Origin of the sequence: Prevotella sp. kh1p2, assembly GCF_900111525.1 — a bacterium.
GTDB lineage: Bacteria > Bacteroidota > Bacteroidia > Bacteroidales > Bacteroidaceae > Prevotella.
The window spans coordinates 15,141-36,624 of sequence record NZ_FOHY01000009.1 but is presented as its reverse complement, the minus strand read 5'-3'; the positions used below and the strand labels follow the sequence as shown (position 1 = coordinate 36,624).

22 protein-coding genes are annotated in these 21,484 nt (G+C 56.6%); 1 reads left to right on the top strand and 21 read right to left on the bottom strand.

The genetic code is table 11. The annotated features are described in order from the left end of the window. Positions 1-2: 2 nt before the first annotated feature. From BMW31_RS06675 to BMW31_RS06610, 14 genes are all read right to left on the bottom strand, one after another. Positions 3-545 (bottom strand): 2-oxoacid:acceptor oxidoreductase family protein, encoded by a 543-nt coding sequence (locus BMW31_RS06675; RefSeq protein WP_091822975.1) that lies wholly within the window; start codon positions 543-545, stop codon positions 3-5. Positions 546-621: 76 nt separating this feature from the next. Then, a complete protein-coding gene (locus tag BMW31_RS06670) occupies positions 622-1,389 on the bottom strand; it encodes a thiamine pyrophosphate-dependent enzyme (protein ID WP_091822971.1) in 768 nt (255 codons plus the stop codon). A 12-nt stretch (positions 1,390-1,401) separates the two neighbouring features. Beyond that, entirely contained in the window at positions 1,402-2,490 is a 1,089-nt protein-coding gene (locus BMW31_RS06665; protein WP_091822968.1) for a 3-methyl-2-oxobutanoate dehydrogenase subunit VorB, read from the bottom strand. Positions 2,491-2,494: 4 nt separating this feature from the next. Further along, a complete protein-coding gene (locus BMW31_RS06660; protein ID WP_091822965.1) occupies positions 2,495-2,728 on the bottom strand; it encodes a 4Fe-4S binding protein in 234 nt (77 codons plus the stop codon). Between the two features lie 13 nt (positions 2,729-2,741). Further along, positions 2,742-2,921 (bottom strand): tetratricopeptide repeat protein, encoded by a 180-nt coding sequence (locus tag BMW31_RS06655; protein ID WP_091822962.1) that lies wholly within the window; start codon positions 2,919-2,921, stop codon positions 2,742-2,744. A 19-nt stretch (positions 2,922-2,940) separates the two neighbouring features. Continuing rightward, positions 2,941-3,825: a bifunctional methylenetetrahydrofolate dehydrogenase/methenyltetrahydrofolate cyclohydrolase FolD gene (folD, locus tag BMW31_RS06650; protein ID WP_091822959.1), complete on the bottom strand. Its 885-nt coding sequence runs from the start codon at positions 3,823-3,825 to the stop codon at positions 2,941-2,943. Positions 3,826-3,837: 12 nt separating this feature from the next. After that, positions 3,838-5,181: a signal recognition particle protein gene (ffh, locus tag BMW31_RS06645; RefSeq protein WP_091822956.1), complete on the bottom strand. Its 1,344-nt coding sequence runs from the start codon at positions 5,179-5,181 to the stop codon at positions 3,838-3,840. Positions 5,182-5,531: 350 nt separating this feature from the next. Further along, positions 5,532-6,473 (bottom strand): endonuclease/exonuclease/phosphatase family protein, encoded by a 942-nt coding sequence (locus tag BMW31_RS06640; protein ID WP_091822952.1) that lies wholly within the window; start codon positions 6,471-6,473, stop codon positions 5,532-5,534. A 60-nt stretch (positions 6,474-6,533) separates the two neighbouring features. Further along, the gene (locus BMW31_RS06635; RefSeq protein ID WP_091822949.1) at positions 6,534-7,310 is read right to left on the bottom strand and encodes a prephenate dehydrogenase/arogenate dehydrogenase family protein; all 777 of its coding nucleotides are present in this window, start codon (positions 7,308-7,310) and stop codon (positions 6,534-6,536) included. A gap of 144 nt (positions 7,311-7,454) precedes the next feature. Next, positions 7,455-8,519 (bottom strand): bifunctional 3-deoxy-7-phosphoheptulonate synthase/chorismate mutase type II, encoded by a 1,065-nt coding sequence (locus BMW31_RS06630; RefSeq protein WP_091822945.1) that lies wholly within the window; start codon positions 8,517-8,519, stop codon positions 7,455-7,457. 14 nt (positions 8,520-8,533) lie between these two features. Next, positions 8,534-9,706: a pyridoxal phosphate-dependent aminotransferase gene (locus tag BMW31_RS06625; RefSeq protein ID WP_091822942.1), complete on the bottom strand. Its 1,173-nt coding sequence runs from the start codon at positions 9,704-9,706 to the stop codon at positions 8,534-8,536. 48 nt (positions 9,707-9,754) lie between these two features. Continuing rightward, positions 9,755-10,582 carry a prephenate dehydratase gene (locus BMW31_RS06620; RefSeq protein ID WP_091822939.1) on the bottom strand — a complete coding sequence of 276 codons (828 nt, stop codon included), beginning with the start codon at positions 10,580-10,582 and terminating at the stop codon, positions 9,755-9,757. 285 nt (positions 10,583-10,867) lie between these two features. Beyond that, positions 10,868-11,746, bottom strand: coding sequence for a tetratricopeptide repeat protein (locus BMW31_RS06615; protein WP_091822935.1), 879 nt, complete (start codon positions 11,744-11,746; stop codon positions 10,868-10,870). Positions 11,747-11,807: 61 nt separating this feature from the next. Continuing rightward, positions 11,808-12,404, bottom strand: a complete 597-nt coding sequence (locus BMW31_RS06610; RefSeq protein WP_091822933.1) for a hypothetical protein — start codon at positions 12,402-12,404, stop codon at positions 11,808-11,810. A gap of 746 nt (positions 12,405-13,150) precedes the next feature. Here BMW31_RS06610 and BMW31_RS06605 point away from each other — a divergent pair. Beyond that, complete coding sequence (locus BMW31_RS06605) at positions 13,151-13,936, top strand: hypothetical protein (protein ID WP_091822930.1); 786 nt, start codon at positions 13,151-13,153, stop codon at positions 13,934-13,936. Between the two features lie 54 nt (positions 13,937-13,990). Here BMW31_RS06605 and BMW31_RS06600 read toward each other — a convergent pair whose 3' ends face one another. From BMW31_RS06600 to BMW31_RS06570, 7 genes are all read right to left on the bottom strand, one after another. Continuing rightward, on the bottom strand, positions 13,991-15,949 hold the full coding sequence (locus BMW31_RS06600) for a heavy metal translocating P-type ATPase (protein WP_091822926.1): 1,959 nt from the start codon (positions 15,947-15,949) through the stop codon (positions 13,991-13,993). A 48-nt stretch (positions 15,950-15,997) separates the two neighbouring features. Then, positions 15,998-16,210, bottom strand: a complete 213-nt coding sequence (locus BMW31_RS06595; RefSeq protein WP_091822924.1) for a heavy-metal-associated domain-containing protein — start codon at positions 16,208-16,210, stop codon at positions 15,998-16,000. Positions 16,211-16,318: 108 nt separating this feature from the next. Continuing rightward, the gene (locus BMW31_RS06590) at positions 16,319-16,885 is read right to left on the bottom strand and encodes an AraC family transcriptional regulator (protein WP_091822921.1); all 567 of its coding nucleotides are present in this window, start codon (positions 16,883-16,885) and stop codon (positions 16,319-16,321) included. Between the two features lies 1 nt (position 16,886). Continuing rightward, positions 16,887-18,131: an acyloxyacyl hydrolase gene (locus BMW31_RS06585; RefSeq protein ID WP_091822918.1), complete on the bottom strand. Its 1,245-nt coding sequence runs from the start codon at positions 18,129-18,131 to the stop codon at positions 16,887-16,889. Continuing rightward, entirely contained in the window at positions 18,128-19,480 is a 1,353-nt protein-coding gene (locus BMW31_RS06580) for an MATE family efflux transporter (protein ID WP_091822915.1), read from the bottom strand. Before BMW31_RS06580 ends, BMW31_RS06585 begins: the two co-directional genes overlap by 4 nt. Then, positions 19,480-20,259, bottom strand: coding sequence for an SDR family NAD(P)-dependent oxidoreductase (locus BMW31_RS06575; protein WP_091822913.1), 780 nt, complete (start codon positions 20,257-20,259; stop codon positions 19,480-19,482). The genes BMW31_RS06580 and BMW31_RS06575 overlap by 1 nt, the downstream gene beginning before the upstream one ends. Positions 20,260-20,264: 5 nt before the next feature. After that, positions 20,265-21,392: a UDP-N-acetyl glucosamine 2-epimerase gene (locus BMW31_RS06570; RefSeq protein WP_091822911.1), complete on the bottom strand. Its 1,128-nt coding sequence runs from the start codon at positions 21,390-21,392 to the stop codon at positions 20,265-20,267. Between the last annotated feature and the right edge of the window lie 92 nt (positions 21,393-21,484).

Sequence of the window (21,484 nt, the reverse complement as noted above, 5' to 3'; positions counted from 1 at the left end):
TGTTATTGTTGTTGGATTATTTCCATTCCTACGCTTACAGCCTCCATGTTCAGCGGAATCATGTTGTGATGGCGCTCCGGCAGGCTCTTGTAGAGTGCTTTCTTGAGGCCGTCGGTGCTCACTACGGGGCACACCTTGAGCAGTCCGCCGAGCACAATCATGTTGAACACCTTGGCATTCTTCATCTCGGCGGCCTTGTCCATGGCGTCAATGCGGTACACGTTGATGTCCTTCCGCGTTGGCGGAGCTATGATGCCGTAGCCGTCGTAAATAAGAACACCGCCCGGTTTTACCTTCGATTCGAACTTGTCGAGTGAGGGTTGGTTGAGCACGATGGCAACATCGAACTTGCTCAGGATGGGCGACGAGATGCGCTCATCGCTCACTATCACCGTTACGTTGGCCGTACCGCCGCGCTGCTCGGGCCCGTAGGCCGGCATCCACGTAACTTCCTTGTCTTCCATCAGTCCCGAGTAGGCCAGTATCTTACCCATGGAGAGAACTCCCTGGCCACCGAAACCGGAAATGATTATTTCTGTCTTCATATTTAAAAGCCTTACGTCGCCTTCCCCGGGGAAGGTTTCCTGTTACTTGTCTGTTGATTTTCCGAAGCCGTAACCGTTAGAGTCCGGTGGTGTCCTTGAGGTCTCCCTTGACGTATTCCTTGAACATGTGCTCCTGCATCCACTCGTTTGCCTTGACTGGAGATAGTTTCCAGCCGCTGTTGCAGGTAGCAACAATCTCTATCAGGCTTGACCCGAGCCCCTGCATGGAGGCTTCGAACGCCTTGCGGATGGCCTTCCTGGCCTTCTGGATGGAGCCTACCGTCTCCACGCTCTGGCGTGTCACGTAGCATGTTCCGCGCAGGTGTGATGCCAGCTCGGTAATATTGAGCGGATAGCCGTGCAGCTGCGGGTCGCGTCCATAGGGGCAGGTGGCGGTCTTCTGGCCAATAAGAGTGGTGGGAGCCATCTGTCCTCCCGTCATTCCATAGATGGCATTGTTGATGAAGATGATAGGAATGTTCTCGCCGCGGTTGAGTGCATGGATGGTTTCTCCGGTTCCGATGCAGGCCAGGTCGCCGTCACCCTGGTAGGTGAAGACAAGCCTGTCGGGCCACATACGCTTGATACCGGTTGCCACGGCGGGTGCTCTGCCGTGGGCAGCTTCCTGCCAGTCGATGTCCAGATAGCGGTAAGCAAAGACGGCGCAGCCCACCGGGCAAACGCCCACAGCTTTGTCCTCCATGCCCATCTCCTCAATTACCTCTGCCACGAGTTTGTGCACCACGCCGTGCGAACAGCCCGGACAGTAGTGCATGGCCGTATCGTTCATCAGCGTTGGTTTCTTATATACCAGGTTCTCCGGTGCTATAATATCATTTGCCATTGTTGGTTCCTCCTATTTGTTAATCAGCTTTTGCTTGAGTGCCTCGACTATTTCTTCCGGATCGGGCACTATACCACCCAGCCTGCCGAAGTGTTCTACCGGCAATGCACCATTCATGGCTAAGCGTACATCCTGTACCATTTGGCCGGCATTGATTTCGGATACCAGGATGCCTTTTTTGCCTTTGGCAGCCTGGGCTATTGCTTTGCTGGGGAAAGGCCACAGCGTGATGGGACGGAAAAGCCCCACCTTGATGCCTTCCTCACGTGCAAGCTCAACGGCTTTCTCGCCTATACGGGCGGCACTTCCGAAGCTCACAACCATATAGTCGGCATCTTCCAGCTGCTGGGTTTCATAACGCACCTCGTTCTCCTCTATCTGCCTGTACTTCTCCTGCAGATGTTCGTTGCGCACCTCCATGACCTCCGACTTCAATTCCAGTGAGGTCAGAATGTTCGGTTCACGACCTTTGGTGCGGCCGATGGTTGCCCACGGGCACTCTTTCTTGATTTCCGCCTCCGTGCGACGGGGCTTGAAAGGCGGCAGAACCACCTTTTCCATCATCTGCCCGATAACTCCGTCGGACAGAAGCATGGCCGGATTGCGGTACTTGAAGGCCAGCTCAAAGGCCAAATCCACGAAGTCCGCCATCTCCTGAACACTGTTGGGAGCCAGTACGATGACGTTGTAGTCGCCGTTGCCGCCGCCGCGCGTTGCCTGGAAATAGTCGCTCTGGCTCGGCTGGATGGTACCCAGGCCGGGGCCGCCACGCTGTACGTTGACGAACACTCCCGGTATCTCGGCGCCTGCCATGTACGAGATGCCCTCCTGCATCAATGCAATGCCGGGCGAAGAGGATGTGGTCATGACGCGTTTACCTGCGCCCGCACCACCATATATCATATTGATAGCTGCCACCTCGCTCTCTGCCTGGAGCACTACCATGCCGGTTGTTTCCCACGGCTTGAGCAAAGCCAGCGTCTCAATAATCTCACTTTGCGGAGTGATAGGATAGCCGAAGAAGCCATCGGCACCGCAACGAATGGCAGCATTGGCTATGGCCTCGTTGCCTTTCATTAATGTTACTTCCTGTTCTGCCATGTCTCTAAGCCTCCATATTCTTTTTATAAACGGTGATACATCCATCGGGACAAACGATGCCACACGATGCACAGCCAATACAGTCTTCTGGTTTGGCAGCCTCAACGTATGGATAGCCGTGGACGTTTACTTTCTTTTGTGCCAGTGCAATCACATGCTTGGGACACGCAACTACGCAGAGTTGGCATCCTTTACACCTGTTGGTGTCCACCACAATAGCTCCCTTAAACTTACTCATAATGTCTTTTTTTTCAAGGATTGTATGTATCCTTATCGTAAAAATTCAGAATATTGTCAAGCATTTCCTTTGCTTCAACCGCCGGAGAGTTAGGATCCAGGGCGATAGCTTCCATGTAGCAGTCGATGGCATGCTGCCAGTCGCCTTTGCGCCGGTGCTCATTACCGAGCCTGTAGTATTCTTCTGCGGTCATTGGTTGCGGATAATCTTGATTACTGATAGTATTCATGCCGGCCTGCCGCCAATGTATTCTTCATCAGCGAGCAGATGGTCATGGGCCCCACTCCGCCCGGAACAGGGGTTATGAAGCTGCACTTGGGCGCAACCTCATCGAACTTCACGTCGCCGTTCAGGCGGAAACCGCTCTTGCGAGTGGCGTCGGCAACGCGCGTGGTACCTACATCTATAACGACTGCCCCGTCCTTCACCATGTCGGCAGTTACAAAGTCGGGCTTGCCGATGGCTGCAATGATGATGTCGGCCTGGCGGCATTCCTCCTTCAGGTTTGCCGAGTGGGAATGGCACACCGTAACAGTGGCGTCGCCGTAGTGCTTCTGCATCATGAGCTGGGCCATGGGTTTGCCCACGATGTTGGAGCGTCCGAGCACCACGCACTTCTTGCCGCTGGTCGCTATATGATAGTGGTTGAGCAGCGTAAGGATGCCCAGTGGCGTGGCGGAAATGAAACAGGGCAGGCCGATAGCCATGCGGCCGACGTTTACGGGATGAAATCCGTCTACGTCCTTGCGGTAGTCTATGGCCATGATAACCTTCTGTTCGTCGATGTGAACGGGCAGAGGCAGCTGCACGATGAAGCCGTCGACGTCTTCGTCTCGGTTCAGTTTGTCGACACAGGCCAGCAGTTCAGCCTCCGTAACATCGGCCTCGAACCTGATGAGCGTCGACTTGAAGCCGCACTGCTCGCAGGCAATGACCTTGTTGCGCACGTAGGTTTCCGAGCCTCCGTCGTGCCCAACGAGCACCGCAGCCAGGTGAGGCTGCTTGCCGCCGCCGGCCACCAGGAGCCTTACCGCTTCCGCTATTTCGGCCTTGATGGCCGTAGCCGTAGCCTTGCCGTCTATGAGTTGATATGCCATGTCAGTCGTTCTTTACATTTTGGGCATGCCGGGCATGCCTTTCATCTTACCCATCATGCCGCGCATACCGCTGCCTGTAACCATCTTCATCATCTTGCGGGTCTGGTCGAACTGCTTGATGAGCCGGTTCACCTCCTGAATACTGGTACCCGAACCCTTGGCTATGCGCTGCCTACGGCTCTGGTTGAGTATCTCGGGAGTAGTGCGTTCCTTGGGTGTCATGCTGCGAATAATGGCCTCGATGCCGTTAAAGGCGTTGTCGTCTATATCCACATCCTTGATAGCCTTGCCCACACCGGGAATCATGCCGGCCAGGTCCTTGAGGTTTCCCATCTTCTTTATTTGCTCTATCTGACCGAGAAAGTCGTTGAAATCGAACTTGTTTTTCTGTATCTTCTTCTGCAGTCGCTTGGCTTCCTCCTCGTCAAACTGCTCCTGGGCACGCTCCACCAGCGTAACCACATCGCCCATTCCGAGGATGCGGTCGGCCATGCGGGAAGGGTGGAACACATCAATGGCCTCCATTTTCTCACCGGTACCGATGAACTTGATGGGCTTGGTGACCACCGTACGGATGCTGAGGGCAGCGCCGCCGCGGGTATCGCCGTCGAGTTTGGTCAGCACCACGCCGTCAAAGTCGAGCCTGTCGTTGAACTCCTTGGCCGTGTTCACGGCATCCTGGCCGGTCATGGAGTCGACCACAAAGAGCGTCTCATCCGGATTTACGGCCTCCTTGAGCGAGGCAATCTCGTCCATCATCTGTTCGTCTACGGCCAGTCGGCCGGCGGTATCGATGATGACAACGTCGTTGCCCTTGGCCTTGGCCTCCTGGATGGCATGCCGGGCTATCTCGTTCACGTTCTTGTTCTCCGGCTCGCTGTACACGGGCACGCCTATCTGTCCGGCCACAACCGTGAGCTGCTGGATGGCGGCGGGGCGGTAAACGTCGCAGGCCACGAGCAGCGGTTTCCTGTGTTGCTTGGTCTTGAGCAGGTTAGCCAGCTTGCCGGTGAACGTAGTCTTGCCCGAACCTTGCAGTCCCGACATCAGGATAACGGCCGGCCGGCCGGTCAGCTTCAGGTCAGCAGCCTCGCCGCCCATGAGCTCCGCCAGCTCGTCGTGAACGATTTTGACCATCAACTGTCCGGGTTTCACGGCCGTAAGCACGTTCATTCCCATTGCTTTTTGCCTCACCGTATCGGTAAAACTCTTAGCAACCTTGTAGTTGACATCGGCATCCAGCAAGGCTCTGCGCACGTCTTTGAGCGTTTCGGCAACATTGATTTCGGTGATTTTTCCTTCACCTTTCAGTATCTTAAACGAGCGTTCAAGTCTGTCACTCAGATTTTCGAACATGATTTTTTTAATCTTTTTGTAATATCCTACAAAGATACTGATAATAAGATGAATAAGAAAGAAAAACCAACTTGTTTTGTATAAATTTAACGCGGGGCTCTTTTCGTCGGCTTGCAGGAGCCATTCGGGAACTTTCGACAAGTGTCGAATTCATGTGTGACAAGTGTCGCACAATCGTGCGACACTTGTCGAAAGTTCCTGAAGCATAGCTTCGGCACCTCCGGCTGGGTTTTTACGACACCCGGAAAAAGTGAAACACGCGGACAGAAAGAGGAAGAAACAAACGAAAAAAGAATGCAACGGATTGAAATGACAGCCCCGTACAGACTGCGGCGAGCCTGCGAAAAAGGCTAATAGCTGAACTTCACAATCAGCGGCAGATGGTCGCTGAACCCGTCCTGATAACGGGGGCCGATGTAGGTGCGGCGGGGCTTGAGGCCTCCATACTGCCCGTCGTCCGTCAGCAGGAAAGGTTCGTCGCCAATCCTGCAGCCCTCCACCCTTGCTGCCAGGCGGGGCGAGCAGAACACATGGTCAATACTCTCCCACCCGCCCCTATACCAATAGGTGCCCCGGGCACCATGGCTGCCCTGTGCCCCGGCTGATACGTGCACCATGCCGTGGAGCTCCAGATGGCGCAGGGAGGCGTTGCCGGCAGTGTCGTTGAAGTCGCCGGCAACCAGAATCCTGGCCTCCGGCTCCGCAAGACGGATGGAATCGACCGACTGGCACAGCCGCCGTGAGACCTGCATGCGGTGCGGCCGCGTTTCCAACTCGCCGCCCGAACGGCTCGGAGCGTGGACAACGAAAACGTGGAGCGTATCGCCGCTGCGCCCTACTCCTTTCACATAAAGGATGTCGCGCGTAGGCCGCATGCCCCTGACGGGCTCCACGCGCAGGGCGTAATGGCTCACGGGCAGGAACGTAAAGGGCGAGTACAGCAGGGCAACGTCAATGCCACGCACGTCGGGCGAGCTGGTCATAAGGTACTCGTAGCCAGCTTTGCGCAGCAGCGAGCGCCGGGTCAGGTCGCGCATCACGCTGTCGTTTTCGACCTCGCAGAGTGCAACCATATCGGGCAAAGCCCACTCCCGGCCGTCTGCTCCGCACGAAATGATTTCCTGCCCTATGCGGTTCAGCTTGCGCCAGTAGCGGGTACGCGTCCAGTGGTGGTAGCTCTGGGGCAGGAACTCCTCGTCCTGCGTGAGGCTGTCGTCCACGCAATCGAACATGTTCTCGCAGTTCAGCTCCACGAAAGTGAAGATATCAAGCAGCAATAAAACAAGGGCCATCGTCGTAGGTGATTGTTCATCATCACAACGATGGCCCTTGTTTTTTATTGTCCTCGGGTGCTATTCCCTTACGTGTTTCCGTATTTTGGTCAGATAGTCCTTCATTCCGTCGGCGTCCTTGTGGTCTATGATTTCGAGCAGTTGCTTGAGTTCGGTGCGTATCTGGGCCACTTGGTCGTGCGTGTAGGGGTTGAAGAGGATTTCCTGCAGCAGGTAGTCGTCTTCCGACAGCACGCCTTTGGCAATCTTCATGTGGCGCTTGAAGGTTGTTCCGGGCGCGTCCTGGTGCTTCATCACGGCAGCAAACACAAACGTGCTCACGAAGGGGATGCTCAGCGAGTAGGCCACCGTGCGGTCATGCTCGTCAAAGGTGTACTCGTAGATGTTGAGCCCCAGCTTCCGGTAAAGGTCCTTGAAGAAGATGCGCCCCATGTAGTCGCCCTCGTTGATGATGATGGCGTTCTCCTCGCTCAGCTGGTTCAGGTTGGCAAAGGTGGGGCCGAACATCGGATGGGTGCTCACGTACGGGTGGCCGCAATGCTCGTAGAAGTCCTTCAGCCCGGTCTTTACGGAGCTGATATCGCTGATGATGCACTCGGCCGGCAGGTACGGCAGCACCTCTTCGAAGGCCGGCAAGGTGAACTTTACCGTTACGGCGTTGATGAGCAGTTCGGGCCTGAAAGCCTTTATCTCCTCAACTTTGGTAAAGCGCTGGCAGTTGTACGTGAAGCGCATGCGCCGCGGGTCTTTCTCAAAAACGGCCACCTCGTGGTCAAAACTCAGCAGGTCGATGAAGAAACTTCCCATCTTTCCTGCTCCCAAAATCAATATTCTCATAATTCAAAACTTGGCCTTCAGCCTTGCAGAAAGAGGCCGGAAAACCAGCCGGAGCAGCACCGCAGCACGTTGGCAAGGCCACGGCAGCGCAGCTCTTTGTGGCTTCATGGCTTCCTCTGTTCCTCCGTTTGTTACTTTGTCTGGTTACTGGTTGATGATTTTCATTTGCTGACGGACGCTCTCCTCGTGCACTCCCTCGAACACGCGGGCTATGAATTCGGCGTCCATACCCAGCAGCGAGCCCTGCGCACCGCGCTTTTCCAGTATCTCGTTGTAGCGGTTCGCCTGGAACACCGTCATGTTGTGCTCCTTCTTGTACTGCCCTATCTCGCGGCAAACACGCATGCGCTTGACCAGCAACTCCATGAGTTCGTTGTCCAGTTCGTCTATTTGCTTGCGCAAGAGGGTAATTCCTTCGGTCGTGGAGTGCTCGTCGCGCACCACAAGCAGGCTCAGGATGTAGTCCAGCACATCGGGCGTAACCTGCTGCTTGGCGTCGCTCCAGGCCTCGTCGGGGCAGCAGTGGCTCTCTACCAAGAGGCCGTCGAAGCCCAAGTCCATGGCCTGCTGGCAGAGCGGAGCTATCAGCTCGCGGCGCCCGCCGATGTGACTGGGGTCGCAGATGATGGGCAGGTTGGGCACGCGACGGTGCAGTTCCATCGCTATCTGCCACATGGGCAGGTTGCGATATATCTTCTTGTCGTAGCTTGAGAAGCCGCGGTGAATGGCCGCCATGCGCTTAACGCCGGCCTGGTTGATGCGCTCCATGGCGCCTATCCACAGCTCAAGGTCGGGATTGACGGGGTTTTTGACGAACACGGGTACGTCAACGCCCTGGAGCGAGTCGGCCAAATCCTGCATCGCAAAGGGGTTGGCAGTGGTGCGGGCGCCTATCCAGAGGATGTCGATACCGTACTTCAGGCAGAGCTCCACATGCTCCGGCTTGGCCACCTCGGTAGCTACGAGCATGCCGGTTTCGTCCTTCACGGCCTTCATCCAGGGCAAGGCAGCCTCTCCGTTGCCCTCGAAACCGCCCGGTTTGGTGCGTGGTTTCCACACTCCGGCACGGAACATGTGGCATCCCTTCTGCTTCAGCTGGCGGGCGGTGGTCATCACTTGCTCCTCCGTTTCGGCCGAACAGGGGCCTGCAATGACGATGGGGCGTTCGTTGTCACTCGGTAAATTCAATGGTAAAAGGTCCAATTCCATATCTTGTTCTTTATTTATGATTGCTTGAAAACTGACTTTATCCGCTCCAGGGCCTCACCTATCAGCTCGTCTTTGGCACAAAGACTGATGCGGATATGCCGCCTGCCGTTGGAACCGAAGATAAATCCGGGAGTGATGAATACCCTGGCTTCGTGCAGTACTCGTTCCGTCAGTTCCTCCGCATCGGCATATCCGGCGGGTATCTTGCCCCACAGGAACATGCCCACTTGTGCCGGGTCGTAGGTGCAACCCAGCGCTCTCATAATCTGCTCGGCCACGTTGCGGCGGCGCTGATAGGTCTCTATGTTGTACTCCCGGTGCCACTCTGCGGTGTTGGTGTTGTAAGCCTCGGCCGCCGCCAGCTGTATGCCGCGGAACATTCCGCTGTCTATGTTGCTCTTAATCTTCAGTATCCAGCTGATAAACCGGGCGTTGGAGGCACACAAACCCACGCGCCAGCCGGGCATGTTGAAGCTCTTCGACATGGAGTTGAACTCGATGCAGCAGTCCTTGGCGCCAGGTATCTGGAGCAAGGACATGGGCTTCGGGTTCAGAATAAAGCTGTAGGGATTGTCGTTTACCACAACTATATTGTGCCTTCTGGCAAACTCCACCAGCCTTTCGTACGTCTCCCGCCGGGCATCACCGCCCGTAGGCATGTTGGGATAGTTGGTCCACATGAGCCTTACACGGCTCAAGTCGAGGCCTTCCAGCTCCCGGAAGTCGGGCTGCCAGCCGTTGTCTTCACGCAGATTGTAGTTCACCACCTCGGCTCCCAGTATCCTGCTGAGCGACGTGTAGGTAGGATATCCGGGGTTGGGAACCAGCACCTGCTCGCCCGGATTTACGAAGGCGAGCGTTACATGCAGTATTCCCTCCTTGCTGCCGATAAGCGGCTGTATCTCGGAGTCGGCGTTCAGCTCCACTCCATACCACTTGCGGTAGAACGAAGCCATAGCCCGACGCAGCTCGGGAGTGCCCATCGTGGGCTGGTAACCATGCGCCGAAGGGTCGCGGGCCACCTCGCAGAGCTTGCTGACGGTTTGCTCCGAGGGCGGCATGTCGGGGCTCCCGATGGCCAGCGAGATAACGTTCTGCCCGGCGGCGTTCATCTTTGCCACTTCCTTCAGCTTGCGGCTGAAGTAGTATTCCTGTACTGTATCGAGTCTGTTTGCAGGTTGTATCATGTCTGTCTGTATGTTTCAGGTTATTAATCACGTAGTACCAGAGGCCTTCTATTCCTGATATTCGCCCAGTATCTTGAGCTCGCTGGTGAGCGGGATGATGGCATCAATCGACTGCCGGTAGCGGGTCAGGCTGCTGAAAGTTACATCCACGTAGAACAGGTACTCCCACTCATGCCCGATGATGGGCAGCGACTGTATCTTCGTGAGGTTGATGTCGTAGAACGAAAGGATGGTGAGCACCTTCGAAAGGCTGCCCTCCGCGTGCGGCAACGAGAACACCAAGCTGGCCTTGTCCGACTTTTCGAGCGGGCGGAGGAAGTCGGCCTTGCGCGGATTACTCACCACCAGGAAGCGCGTAAAGTTGTGCTTGTTGTCCTCGATGTGGTCTTCCAGCACCTTGAGGCCGTACATGCGGGCGGCATCGGGGTGGCAGATGGCAGCCCAGCCGCGGCACCCGTGCGAGCTGATATACTGTGCCGCGCCGGCCGTATCCTCTGCTTCAACGGCCTTCATGTCGGGATGATTGGCCAAGAAACCCCTGCACTGCATCAGCGCCACGGGGTGTGAATGCACCTCGGTAACGGTCGCCCAGTCGTCGTCCGGCAAGCAGCAGATGCAGTGCTGGATGTGCAGCTTGTGCTCGCCTACGATGGTTGTGCCCGAGGAGCGCATGAGGTCGTAGTTGTGGAGCAGCGACCCTGCGATGGTGTTCTCTATGGCCAGCATGCCGATAACGGTGCTATCGCGCTTGATGTTCTCAAATACTTCCTCGAAGGTGGAGCAACATATCAGCTGTATCTGCTCGCTCCGGAAATACTCATGGGCTGCAATGTCGTGGAAAGACCCCATCTCGCCCTGTATGGCTACTCTTCTCATGATTTCTCATATCTAACGAAAAACGGCCCTGCTCATTGTAAGCGGGACCGTTTTGTATGTTCTCATACTCGTTAACCATCAGTTAAATGACACGCAACTTCCCGCTTTACAATTACTTGCAAAGTAAAAATAAAAGTAAAAGTAAGATGCGTACACGTTACTCATGATGGTATGCTTGTTTCTTGTTGATGCAGCAAAAGTATAACATTTATTTGGAACAAACAAACATTTGGTCAGAAAATGTCGTCTTTCCGTGTATTTTTCTCATCCTCGCCTCTGCTCTTTTCAGAAACCGTAGGGGTTCATCTCCTTGTATTTCTGCTCCGTTTTGTGCTGTATGCCATCTGCTTCGGCAGCGGCGGGGCTGCCGTTGGCCTCATCGGGTGATAGCTCGAGCACGCTCTTCATGTCCTCCTCGGCCCCCTCGAGGTCGCCAAGAGCCTTCCTGATGGCGCCCCTCTCACGGAACGCATTCGCGCAGAAGGGGTTCACCTCTATTACCTTATTATATATAGCCACGGCCTGGTCGTGGTTGCCCTTGGCCTCCTCAACGCGGGCCTTTAGCAGCAGCACGTCCTCGTTACCTTCCACTTTGCTCACCAGCAGGTCGGCATCTTCGGCGGCACCGGCCACGTCGCCCATCTTGAGCAGTGTCTCGCCGCGCAGCAGATAGGCGTCGACAAAGTCGGCATTCTGCGTTATCGCCTTGGTGAGCATGGCGATGGCGTTCACCTGGTCGCCCTGTCCGATGCAGGCGCGGGCATAGAGGAAGAGCACCTGCGGGTCGTCCTTGTTGATGAGCATGGCCTTTTCGCAGGCGTCGCCCATGGCTCCGTAGTCCTCCATCATGTAGGCCACGTTGGCCATTCGCAGCAGTATCTGCTCGTTGTCGGGCTGGGCTTCGGCCAGTTTCTGCAGCTGTTCGTAGGCCGGCAGCAGCTCGCCGTTGCTCATCAGGGCCTGAGAGAGATAGTCTCTCACCTCCAGGTCGTCCTTGATATGCAGTGCATGGTTGAAGCAACGGATGGCATATTCCACCTGATTGGTCTTCAGTGCGGCCACGCCGCCATACTTCAGTACGTCGAAGTTCTTGGCTTCATCCTCTTTACGTTTTTCTTCCGGGTTCTCTTTTTTGCTCCCGAAGAGTGCTTTCAGAAAGTTCATAGCTTGATATTTAGGTTGTTACAGACAGGTTGCCTGCCAGATTTCGCGGGCCGTGAAAGGGTCAGCGGTCCTTGAGTTTCTCGTAAACCGCGTTGGTCAGCACGTCGGTGCGCACCCATGCCGGCCACTTGCCCACCACGTGGTTGTACTCGTGGCCCACGTCCTTGTACTGCTGGAAGGCGAACTTGGCATTGATGTAGCCGTCGCCACCGTCGCGTGCGATGATGAAGCAGTACAGCGTCTCGGTGTAGCCCACTATCTTGCCATCGCGCTTCACGGTCTCCACAAACCAGTCGGTTTGCGGCAGCCGCACGGTCTGAACAGTGGCCGAAGGATAGCGCTCCTTAAACAACGCCTCGCACTGGTCCCTGAATTCCTGCCCGTCGGCTTCCTTGTAGAGTTCTACAGTGTAAAGAGGCATGTAGTAATGGCCGTCTATCTTCACGTCGTCAACATGCGGATAAGAAGACGAGTCGTTCAGCCCGATGGCTTCACCCAGCTTCTTTCCCGTCGTTTTCACGTCCTTCTTGGCCTTGTTCCACAGGCCCGTTACCTTCTCCTTGAGCGACGGCTGCTTGTCAGCTTCATTAACCTGCGCTCCGGCCGGCATCGCTGCAAGCATCATGCCGGCCAACAGTATCATCATTGTCTTCTTCATTTCAAATTGCTTTTGGTTGCAACAAAAATAGTACAAAATGCGTTATCGGCAAAATAAATTCAGTTTATTTAGGATTTAAGCCGTGCCGGCGGCCCCTGCTGCTGCCGTTTTCGAACTGCTTGCCTACCCGCTCCCACAACCGCAGAGAGGACGGGCGAGAGAAGGAAATAAGGCTTGTAATTTTTTAACAAAATACCTCTCAGGTTTCGTGTATTCGCCGGCAAGCGGCCGTTTGGCCGCAAATACGCGCTAAAATCGCCATTTTCGTAACTCCTTGAACATCAGTATTTTATCTTTTCAGCATACTTCCAGGCTGCTGTGAGATGGCCTCACTGCCGTAGTGAAATGGCTTCATTATCGTAGTGAGATGGCTTCACTGCCGTAGTGAGATGGCTTCACTACGCTTAAAAGCATAGCTCCAAGCGGGTAAAAGGATAGCTCCGAGCGGGTAAAAGGATAGCTCCGAGCGGGTAAAAGGATAGCTTTTGAGGTTCCGGAGGGCATATTCAGCAACTCCGGAGGCCGTGAATGGGGTGAACGGAGGCCGCAAACGGCCTTTTTGTTTGCTATTTCGAGCGAGAATGTTGCACTGTTTTTCAGCATGTTTTCTTGACAAACGGGAGGGCTGCCGGCGAACTCTTGCGCCGCGCAGAAACCTCACCGCATCTTCCGCATTTAATCTTTCGTAACTTAAAAAATGCTTTCAAAGTTTGGCAGTAACACCTATTTGGCTTAAATTTGCAGCTATGAGAAGAATCGTAATCATTACATCAGCCCTGCTCGCAGGCGTCCCGGCACTGGCCCAACGTGCCGACCTGGAGGCGCAGAAAGCCCTCTGGCGGCAGATGGTTGCCGACACGGTGCCCGCGGCCGCTACCACCTTGCAGCCCGCCATGCCAGTTGCCGAATGGCGTGCCGGCACCGATTCCGTGCCCGCAGCGCCCGGTCCAACGGCGCAGAGCTACATACCCACGGCACTGAATTACAGCCCCTACGGCTACGCATGGGGCCTGCACAGCGGACTAAACGTAGAAGTGGGGCTCTCGGCCTTTGCCACCTTCGGCAAGCATGTACCCCATCGGGGCGGTTTCTCACAGAACATCAACGCCGCCTACGTGGCTCCCCTCACCCGTAACGGCAAGTTGTGGCTCGCCGCGGGCGGCTATCTGAACAACACGAACTGGGGAGGCGACAGCTATCGCGACGCCGGACTGTACGCCTTGTTGGGCTACCGCATTGACCAACACTGGGAGGCCTACGCCTACGGACAGCTCTCACTGGCCAGCAATTACGACCGTTTCTACTCCCGCTACTGGGGTTACGGGCCGGCGTACATGGGCTTCTGCAGTCCTATGGGCATTGGCGGAACTCGCTACGGCATGGGCATGCCGGGCGCAAAGGTGGCAGGCGGCGGCGTAACCTACCACTTCAACAGGAACTTCTCGCTCGGGGTGAGCGTGCAGGGCGTGTGGTACGACAATCAGACTCCGTACTACTTCGACCGGCGCAGCTATCCCCTGCCGCCGCTCTGAACGGTAGGCAAGCCATAAAAGAAAAGGCCCGCGTCAATCGACACGGGCCTTTTCTTATTTCGTAAACTTGAGTCGGAGGCTGTTCAACACCACGCTCACACTCGAGAAAGCCATCAGCGCGCTGGCCCACATGGGCGTTATCTGGAAGTGGATGCCGAAGAGATAGAGCACGCCGGCAGCCAGAGGGATGCACACGATGTTGTAGATGAAAGCCCAGAAGAGGTTCTCCCATATCATTCGAACCGTGCGCCGGCTCAGCCTTACGGCAGCGGGCAGGGCGCGGAGGTCGTCGCCCATGAGCGTTACCTGCGCCACGTCCATGGCCACATCGGTGCCCTTGCCAATGGCGATGCTTACATCGGCCAGCGCCAGAGCCTGCGTATCGTTGATGCCGTCGCCTATCATGGCCACCTTCTTGTCCGCTTGCTGCAGGCTGCGCACAAGGTTCTCCTTGTCCGTAGGCAGCACTTTGCTCCGGTAATGGCTGATGCCGGCCTTCTCTGCCCAGTAGCGGGCAGCCTCCTCCTTGTCGCCGCTCATCATGTAGACCTCGATGCCCATTGCCTGCAAGTCGCGCATGGCGTCGGCCACGTGGGGCTTCAGCGTCTCGCGTTCCTCGGGTTGCAGGTCGTCGGCTTTGGTAAAGTCGATGCTCTGATTGGGAATGGTCAGCGTGCCGGTCTTGTCAGTTACCAGCACGTTTACCTTGCGCAAGCTCTCCAGAGCGGTAGCATCCTTGATGAGCAACTGCCGTTCGGCGGCCTTGCCTATACCCACCATCAGTGCCGTTGGCGTGGCCAGGCCCATGGCGCAGGGGCAGGCAATGACCAGTACGGCCACGGCGCTCAAGATGGCTTGCGGCAGGGCGGCGTTGCCCCCGATAGCCCACCAGGCCAGGAAGGTTACCACCGCAAGGGCTGCCACGGTGGGTACGAAGACCAGGGCGGCCCTGTCGACGATGCGCTGGACGGGCGCCTTGGAGCCCTGAGCTTGCTGTACCATCTCTATGATGTGTGCCAGCGCGGTGTTGCTGCCTATCTGGCGCGCCTTCATCCGGAACCTGCCCTGGCTCGGAATGGTGCCGGCCAGCACCTTGCTGCCCTTCTTCTTCTCGGCCGGAGTTGGCTCGCCGGTAATCATGCTCTCGTCTACGTAGGCCGCATCGGCCGTCATGAACGAGGTTGCCCACGTAACCTCGCCGTCTACGGGCACCTTTTCGCCGGGGCGAACTTCCAGCACGTCGCCCACTGCTATGGTCTTGATGGGCACTTCCTCTATCACGGCAGGCTCGGTGATGTTGCCTTCCGCGTCGCGTTTCTCTGTCTTACTGACCACGTGGGCGGTCTTGGGAGCCATGCCCATCAGCGCCCGGATGGAGGATGCCGTGCCGTCCTTGGCCTTTTCCTCCAGCAATCGGCCGGTGAGAACGAAGGTGATAATCATGACCGAAGCATCGAAGTAGGTGTGCCACGCTATGCCGCGGGCACCCCAGACGGCATCGCCCCAGAAGGTGTTAAAGGCGCTGAAGAGGAACGCTATGGCCGTAGACAGGCACACGAGGGTGTCCATGTTGGCCGCTCCATGGCGCAGCTGGCGCCACGTAACGCGGTAGAAGCTCCAGCCGCAAAGCACGATGTTGGCCAGCGAAAGCAGCAACGAAAGCTGGTTGGCCACGCTGCGGCTGCCCACCTGGAGCCATCCCATGGAGACGGACATGACCAGCAGGGCGAAAACCCAGCTCAGGATGGTGCGGCGCTTGAGCAGGGTGTAGGCGCGTTTCTCTATCTCCACAGCCGAGCGGTCGGCCTCTATGACGAGGTCGTAGCCAATGGCGTTCACCTCGCGCTTCATGTCTTCGAGCGTTATTTGGTCGGTATCGTAGTCTACCAGGGCACTCCGGCCGGGCAGACTGACGGCTGCGCTGCGGATGCCCGGCAGCGAGTTGAGCTTGCGCTCCACGTTGGCCGAGCAGGCCGAGCAGGCCATGCCGACAACGGGAATTGTCTGTTTCATCTGTTACTCCTTTCTGCTTATTATCCTGAAAACCTGTTCTGAACGGCCTTAGAGCGTGAGTTCGTAGCGGCCGCAGTCGTCAACGGCCTGCTTGAAAGCCTCCGGCTGTACGGCTGTTTCGTCGTAGGCAACCGTTACCTGATGCTTTTCCAGGTCGGCCTCGGCCGATACCACGCCGTTAAGAGCCGTGAGAGCGTTCTCCACATTGGCCTTGCAGTGCTCGCACATCATTCCCGATACTTCAAAAATCTTCTTTTCCATCGTTCTGTCTGTTTAAAAGTTGTTCTTCTATTTGTCAATGGCAAAATTACACCTTTTATGATATAAGGGTGTTACGGAATGATGGATAAGAGTTACAAGATTATGGTTTCAGATTTTGTCGAGCGCCTTCCGGGGCTTGTGCCGCAGCTGTTTGAACTGCGTGGGCGTCATTCCGGTAACGCTCTTAAACTGGGCCGAGAGGTACGCCACGCTGGAGTAGTTCAGCTGCAGGGCAATCTCGGTGAGCGAGAGTTCGTCGTAGAAGATGAGTTCCTTTACCCTCTCGATGCGCTGCTCGATGTAGTAGCGCTCGATGGTTTTGCCCATGAACTCGCTGAAGAGCTTGCTCAGCGCGCTGTAATCGCTCTTGAGTTCGGCGGCAAGATAATCGCTCAGGTTGACTGCCGACCTGTTGCCACGGTAATGAACCAGGCGGATGATGGCGCTCTTGATGAGGTCGATGGTCTGCTGACGGCGGTCGTCGAGCAGCTCGAAGCCAAGTTTCTCCAGCTCCCCCTTCAGCTCCGTCCGCTTCGTATCGGTGATGTCGTGCTCCAGCTTCACCACACCCAACTCCACGGAGAGGGGCTGCAGGCCGGCGTCACGCAGCGTTTTGTCGACTGCCATCTTGCAACGGTCGCACACCATGTTCTTGATATACAATGTCGTTTCCATCCTATTTCGTTTTTGATGATAATCTGAAAGGCCATCCCACCACTATTTCCGTGAAGTCGGCCTTGGTGAGATGGGCCTTGATGTTGATGCCTATGCTCATGCCTTTCATCCTCCGGAAGGTGTAATGCACGCCAATGTGCTCGTAGTAGGGCTTCTCCACCTGCCGCGCATTGTCGCCCATGCGGCGCAGAAGGTAATAACCCAGCGACATGTCGAGCGACAGCTGGTGGTAGTAAGCCTTGTGTTTGGCCGACAATCCCACTGACCACGGACTGTGTTTCAGCCCCTTTCCGGCATCCAGTCGGGCAATGTGGTTGGCGTAAGGGCCATAAAACACATCGATGCCCACGCCCGATGCCCACCTGCGGGCATAGCGGTGCAGCACGTCGAGACGTACACTGTACGTTGGATAGACATGGAACCGGCTGCGCCGATAGCCTGGATTGCCAGGCCGGGTGGCAAACTGCGTGAGCTGCCAGTCCTCGTTCAGCGTCTTTGCTCCTATGCCCGCGGTAACTTGCAGGTACCAATACGGGGCGAAAGGCGATGCCATCGGTCTGCCCACTATCTTATTATAATAAGGTTCATAGACTATTCCCAGCTCCGGTCCCAGATAGTTGGCGCCCTTGTTCGGGCGGTTCAGCGCCCCGTTACTGTGGTGCGAGAACTCTACTCCGGCCTTCAAACCCCACTCGCGGGCAAAATGATACTTGGCATAGACGGCTGCCGAGAAGTAGATAAGCCAGCGGGAGCCGATGAACTCGTCGTCGATATTGTCGCCGCGGCTGTACTTCCGGTGTGCCCACGCAGTGCCGAAGCCCAGCCCGTAGCCTGCTTCCCACCTGCGGGAACGGAGGAGCGGCCGCTGAAATGAGCCGTAGAAGCTCACGATGTTGCCCAAACGCGAATGGTAATCAACGGGCTGCAGCAGCCCCCAGTCTGGGTCTTGGTCGCGGTGCATGGTCACATCGTTCATGCCGTACCTCACGCCCAGGCCTACGAGCGGATAGTTGTAATCGGCTGCAAAGGCGTCAGAATCCTCGGGTAAAGCCGTTCTTGCGAACTTGACATCCACTGACAGTGAGCTCCTATGCCTGAGCCACTTGCGCACATAACGGTCGAGTCCCACCACGGCAGAGGGATTCACTCCGGCACTCACGCCCCAGTGGCGGAGCGAATCGCCGTCGGCAGCTGCAGCAGGCAGGCACAACAGCATCAGCATCCCTATCAGGCTCCATCGCTTCATGCCGCTTTCTCCAGTTGCCGTAGCTCACGGAAGAAGCTCCACACCACGGGAATGGTGGTCAGGAAAGCCAGCACATCGCTCCATGCCTGGCACATTTCCACACCCAGGAGGCCGAAGTAGCGGGGCAGGATGAACATCAGCGGGATAAAGTAAATGCCCCTTCGGGCTGCTGCCAGCAGGTTGGCACGCCACGGTTTACGGCACGTTTGCAGCAGCATATTGCTCACCATGACGGCCGGCACCAATGAGAGAGTGGCCAATTGCCACCTCAACGCCACCACTCCTACTTGCACTACGGCGGGGTCGTTGCGGAAAACAACGATGAGTTCGTCGGTGAGCAGGAAGCCTACTGTGGTGAAAATGAGAATGAAAACGGTACCTAACTTCACCGTGAACCAATAGCCTTGCCGCAGGCGCCGGTACAAGCCGGCACCGAAACAGAAGCCGCAGAAAGGCTGAAAGCCCTGCCCCAGGCCCACGATAATGGACATCACGAACACGCAGATACGGTTCACAATCGACATGGCTGCTATGGCCGCATCGCCATAAGCTCCCGCCGCGACGTTCAGAACAATTGTAGCCAGACTGCCCAAGCCTTGCCGCGAGAGCGATGGAGAGCCTCCGTAGAAAATCTCCTTGGCAGCTTTCCACGACGGAGAGAAGTGTTTCCAGCGAATGGGAATGTTCTCTCCACGCCCGCTCATGTACAGCAGAACGAAGAAACTCACAAGCTGTCCCACGACCGTAGCTACCGCCGCACCGCTCACTCCGAGCCCGAAAACGAAGATGAACAGCGGGTCCAGCGCCACGTTAAGCACCGCCCCGGTCACGATACCGTACATGGCAAAGGAGGCGTTGCCCTGCAACCGCATCTGGTTATTCATGGTCAGAGAGGCTGTCATGGCAGGTGCACCCAAGAGAACGATGCCCAGATACTTCTCCGTATAGGGCAAAATGGTTGGCGTGGAGCCCAACAGCACGGAGAGCGGACGCAGGAAAAGCAAGCCCAGCACCATGATGACAACACCCATGACGAGGGAAAAGAAGAAGCCCGTAGAGGCCATCTTCACGGCGTTGTCATGGCGTTTGGCACCGAGTTCGCGGGCTATGTAGTTGCCGCTACCGTGCCCGAAGAGAAAGCCGAAGGCCTGAATGATGAACATGACGGAGAACACCACACCCACTGCAGCAGTTGACTGCGTGTCGAGCTGACCCACGAAGAAAGTGTCAACAATGCTGTACAGGTTTGTTATCAGCATGCTGATGATGGTCGGTACGGCCATGGTACCTATCACCCTGTGTATCGGACCGGAGGTTAGGAATGTATAATTGTCAGCGTGTTTGGCCATTAAGTGAGGCTCTCTGTTCTGCTCGCATCGCGGCTGATAACCGTTCCGCTTGCCTGATGGGTGGCCAGCACGAGCACTTCTGCTATCTGCACGTGCTCCGGGGCGGCAGCAGCATAGAAGGCAACATCGGCTATATCGTCGCCCGTAAGCGGCCTGATGCCATCATACACACCGGCCGCACGGTCGTTGTCGCCATGGAAGCGCACGTTGCTGAAGTTGGTTTCAACCAGTCCGGGCTTCAGGTTCGTCACCCTCACGCGGGTGTTCACCAGGTCAATACGCAGCCCGTCGGTTATTGCCTTCACTGCAGCTTTGGTGGCGCAGTACACGTTTCCGCCCGCGTAAGCAGCGTCGCCGGCCACCGAGCCTATATTGATAACGTGGCCGCGGTTACGCTGCACCATGCCCGGAACGATGAGGCGCGTCATGGTGAGCAGCCCTTTGACGTTGGTATCTATCATCTCGTCCCAGTCCGTAAAGTTGCCCTCGTACTCCGGCTCCAGCCCTCGGGCCAGCCCGGCGTTGTTGATGAGCACGTCTACCTGGCACCACTTGCCGCCAAGCGAGGCCACGGCAGCGCGCGAAGCCTCGCGATCGCGCACGTCGAAGCACAACAGGCAGACATCAGCTCCCGCCGTCCGGAGTTCCTGCTGCAGGGCTTCCAGCTTCTCCCTGTTACGCCCGGTGATAATCAAGTCATAGCCGCCAGTGGCGAAACGGCGCGCGCAAGCCTGCCCGATGCCGCTTGTGGCTCCTGTTATCAATGCAATCTTCTTCATCCTTATCAGTTGTTTGATGATTCGTTTTGAAGTTCCAAAAGTATCTGCACGATGCGTTCGGCGCTGCGGCCGTCCCACCTTTCGGGCACGGCACACTTCTTCCAGCGGCCCGCCACCATGTCGGCCACGGCCTGTCCCAGCACCTCGGCGTCCTCTCCCACCAGCACATTGGAGCCTGTTTTTACCGTCTCGATGTGCTCCGTGTAGCTGTTCAGCGTGATGCAGGGCACGCTGTCGAAGGTTGCCTCCTCTGCTACGTTGCCCGAATCGGTCACAACGCCCTTGGCATGAGCAATCAGATAGCCGAACTCCAGATACGAGAGCGGCTCCGTGAGCACCAGCTGCGAGCCCTCGCCTACTGCCTGCTTGCGGTCTGCGAGCAGTTGGCGAACCGTTTGCGCGGCCTCCTGCCGCAGCGGTGCTATGATGGGCAGGCCGGCTGCCTGGTCCAACATGCGGTCTATCATGCGGCCCAGGTTCTCCCTGTTGGCTATCAGGGCACGGCGGTTGAGGGTAAAGGCAAGGTAATCGCTGCCGGCCAGCTGCAGTTTGTCAAGTATGGCGGGGCGCTGCAGACGGTTGTAGTTAAAGCGCAGGGTGTCCATGAGAATGTTGCCCACCATGTAGATTTTAGACAGCTCGGCACCCTCGCGCGAGGCGTTGGTGTTGCTGCCCGTGCCGGCCGTAAAGAGCAGGTCGGAGAGGCCGTCGATAACGAGTCGGTTGATTTCCTTGGGCATCTGGATGTCGAAACTGCGCGTACCGGCCACCAGGTGGGCCAGCAGAATGCCCTGCTTCTTGGTCACAATGGCTGCCGCCATGGTGGATGCGAGGTCGTCTACCACAATAACCACATCGGTAGGATGCTGTTGCAGGTACACTTCAAACTTCGACATTACCTGCCCGGTGAGTTCGTTCAGGTTCCGGCAGTCTACCCCCAGGAAGGTGCTGGGGCGCTTTATCATGAGGTCATCAAACAGCGATGGCTCCAGCGTAGGGTCGTCCTCACGCCCTGCATAAATCAGTTCGTAGCTAATGGCGCGACCTTCGGCTTGCGCCTTCTCTATGGCCCTGACGATGGGAGCTACCTTGATGAAATTGGGGCGTGCCCCTGCAACAATACAAATGTTCATGTTTACTGTCTTTATTGATTGCAAAGATAGGGAAAATCTTTTGAAAAATCAGTCGCCGAGGCATAAAAAGCAACTATTTTTCCGCCGCCGGC

Bases quoted from the DNA above. Each gene is read 5' to 3' on its own strand.
- BMW31_RS06595 (WP_091822924.1), bottom strand. From the start codon at position 16,210: ATGGAAAAGAAGATTTTTGAAGTATCGGGAATGATGTGCGAGCACTGC.
- BMW31_RS06630 (WP_091822945.1), bottom strand. From the start codon at position 8,519: ATGGAATTGGACCTTTTACCATTGAATTTACCGAGTGACAACGAACGC.
- BMW31_RS06575 (WP_091822913.1), bottom strand. From the start codon at position 20,259: ATGAAGAAGATTGCATTGATAACAGGAGCCACAAGCGGCATCGGGCAG.
- BMW31_RS06590 (WP_091822921.1), bottom strand. From the start codon at position 16,885: ATGGAAACGACATTGTATATCAAGAACATGGTGTGCGACCGTTGCAAG.
- BMW31_RS06610 (WP_091822933.1), bottom strand. From the start codon at position 12,404: ATGAAGAAGACAATGATGATACTGTTGGCCGGCATGATGCTTGCAGCG.
- folD (WP_091822959.1), bottom strand. From the start codon at position 3,825: ATGGCATATCAACTCATAGACGGCAAGGCTACGGCTACGGCCATCAAG.
- BMW31_RS06675 (WP_091822975.1), bottom strand. From the start codon at position 545: ATGAAGACAGAAATAATCATTTCCGGTTTCGGTGGCCAGGGAGTTCTC.
- BMW31_RS06625 (WP_091822942.1), bottom strand. From the start codon at position 9,706: ATGATACAACCTGCAAACAGACTCGATACAGTACAGGAATACTACTTC.
- ffh (WP_091822956.1), bottom strand. From the start codon at position 5,181: ATGTTCGAAAATCTGAGTGACAGACTTGAACGCTCGTTTAAGATACTG.
- BMW31_RS06615 (WP_091822935.1), bottom strand. From the start codon at position 11,746: ATGAACTTTCTGAAAGCACTCTTCGGGAGCAAAAAAGAGAACCCGGAA.
- BMW31_RS06620 (WP_091822939.1), bottom strand. From the start codon at position 10,582: ATGAGAAGAGTAGCCATACAGGGCGAGATGGGGTCTTTCCACGACATT.
- BMW31_RS06660 (WP_091822965.1), bottom strand. From the start codon at position 2,728: ATGAGTAAGTTTAAGGGAGCTATTGTGGTGGACACCAACAGGTGTAAA.
- BMW31_RS06600 (WP_091822926.1), bottom strand. From the start codon at position 15,949: ATGAAACAGACAATTCCCGTTGTCGGCATGGCCTGCTCGGCCTGCTCG.
- BMW31_RS06655 (WP_091822962.1), bottom strand. From the start codon at position 2,921: ATGACCGCAGAAGAATACTACAGGCTCGGTAATGAGCACCGGCGCAAA.
- BMW31_RS06570 (WP_091822911.1), bottom strand. From the start codon at position 21,392: ATGAACATTTGTATTGTTGCAGGGGCACGCCCCAATTTCATCAAGGTA.
- BMW31_RS06670 (WP_091822971.1), bottom strand. From the start codon at position 1,389: ATGGCAAATGATATTATAGCACCGGAGAACCTGGTATATAAGAAACCA.
- BMW31_RS06640 (WP_091822952.1), bottom strand. From the start codon at position 6,473: ATGGCCCTTGTTTTATTGCTGCTTGATATCTTCACTTTCGTGGAGCTG.
- BMW31_RS06580 (WP_091822915.1), bottom strand. From the start codon at position 19,480: ATGGCCAAACACGCTGACAATTATACATTCCTAACCTCCGGTCCGATA.
- BMW31_RS06585 (WP_091822918.1), bottom strand. From the start codon at position 18,131: ATGAAGCGATGGAGCCTGATAGGGATGCTGATGCTGTTGTGCCTGCCT.
- BMW31_RS06605 (WP_091822930.1), top strand. From the start codon at position 13,151: ATGAGAAGAATCGTAATCATTACATCAGCCCTGCTCGCAGGCGTCCCG.
- BMW31_RS06665 (WP_091822968.1), bottom strand. From the start codon at position 2,490: ATGGCAGAACAGGAAGTAACATTAATGAAAGGCAACGAGGCCATAGCC.
- BMW31_RS06635 (WP_091822949.1), bottom strand. From the start codon at position 7,310: ATGAGAATATTGATTTTGGGAGCAGGAAAGATGGGAAGTTTCTTCATC.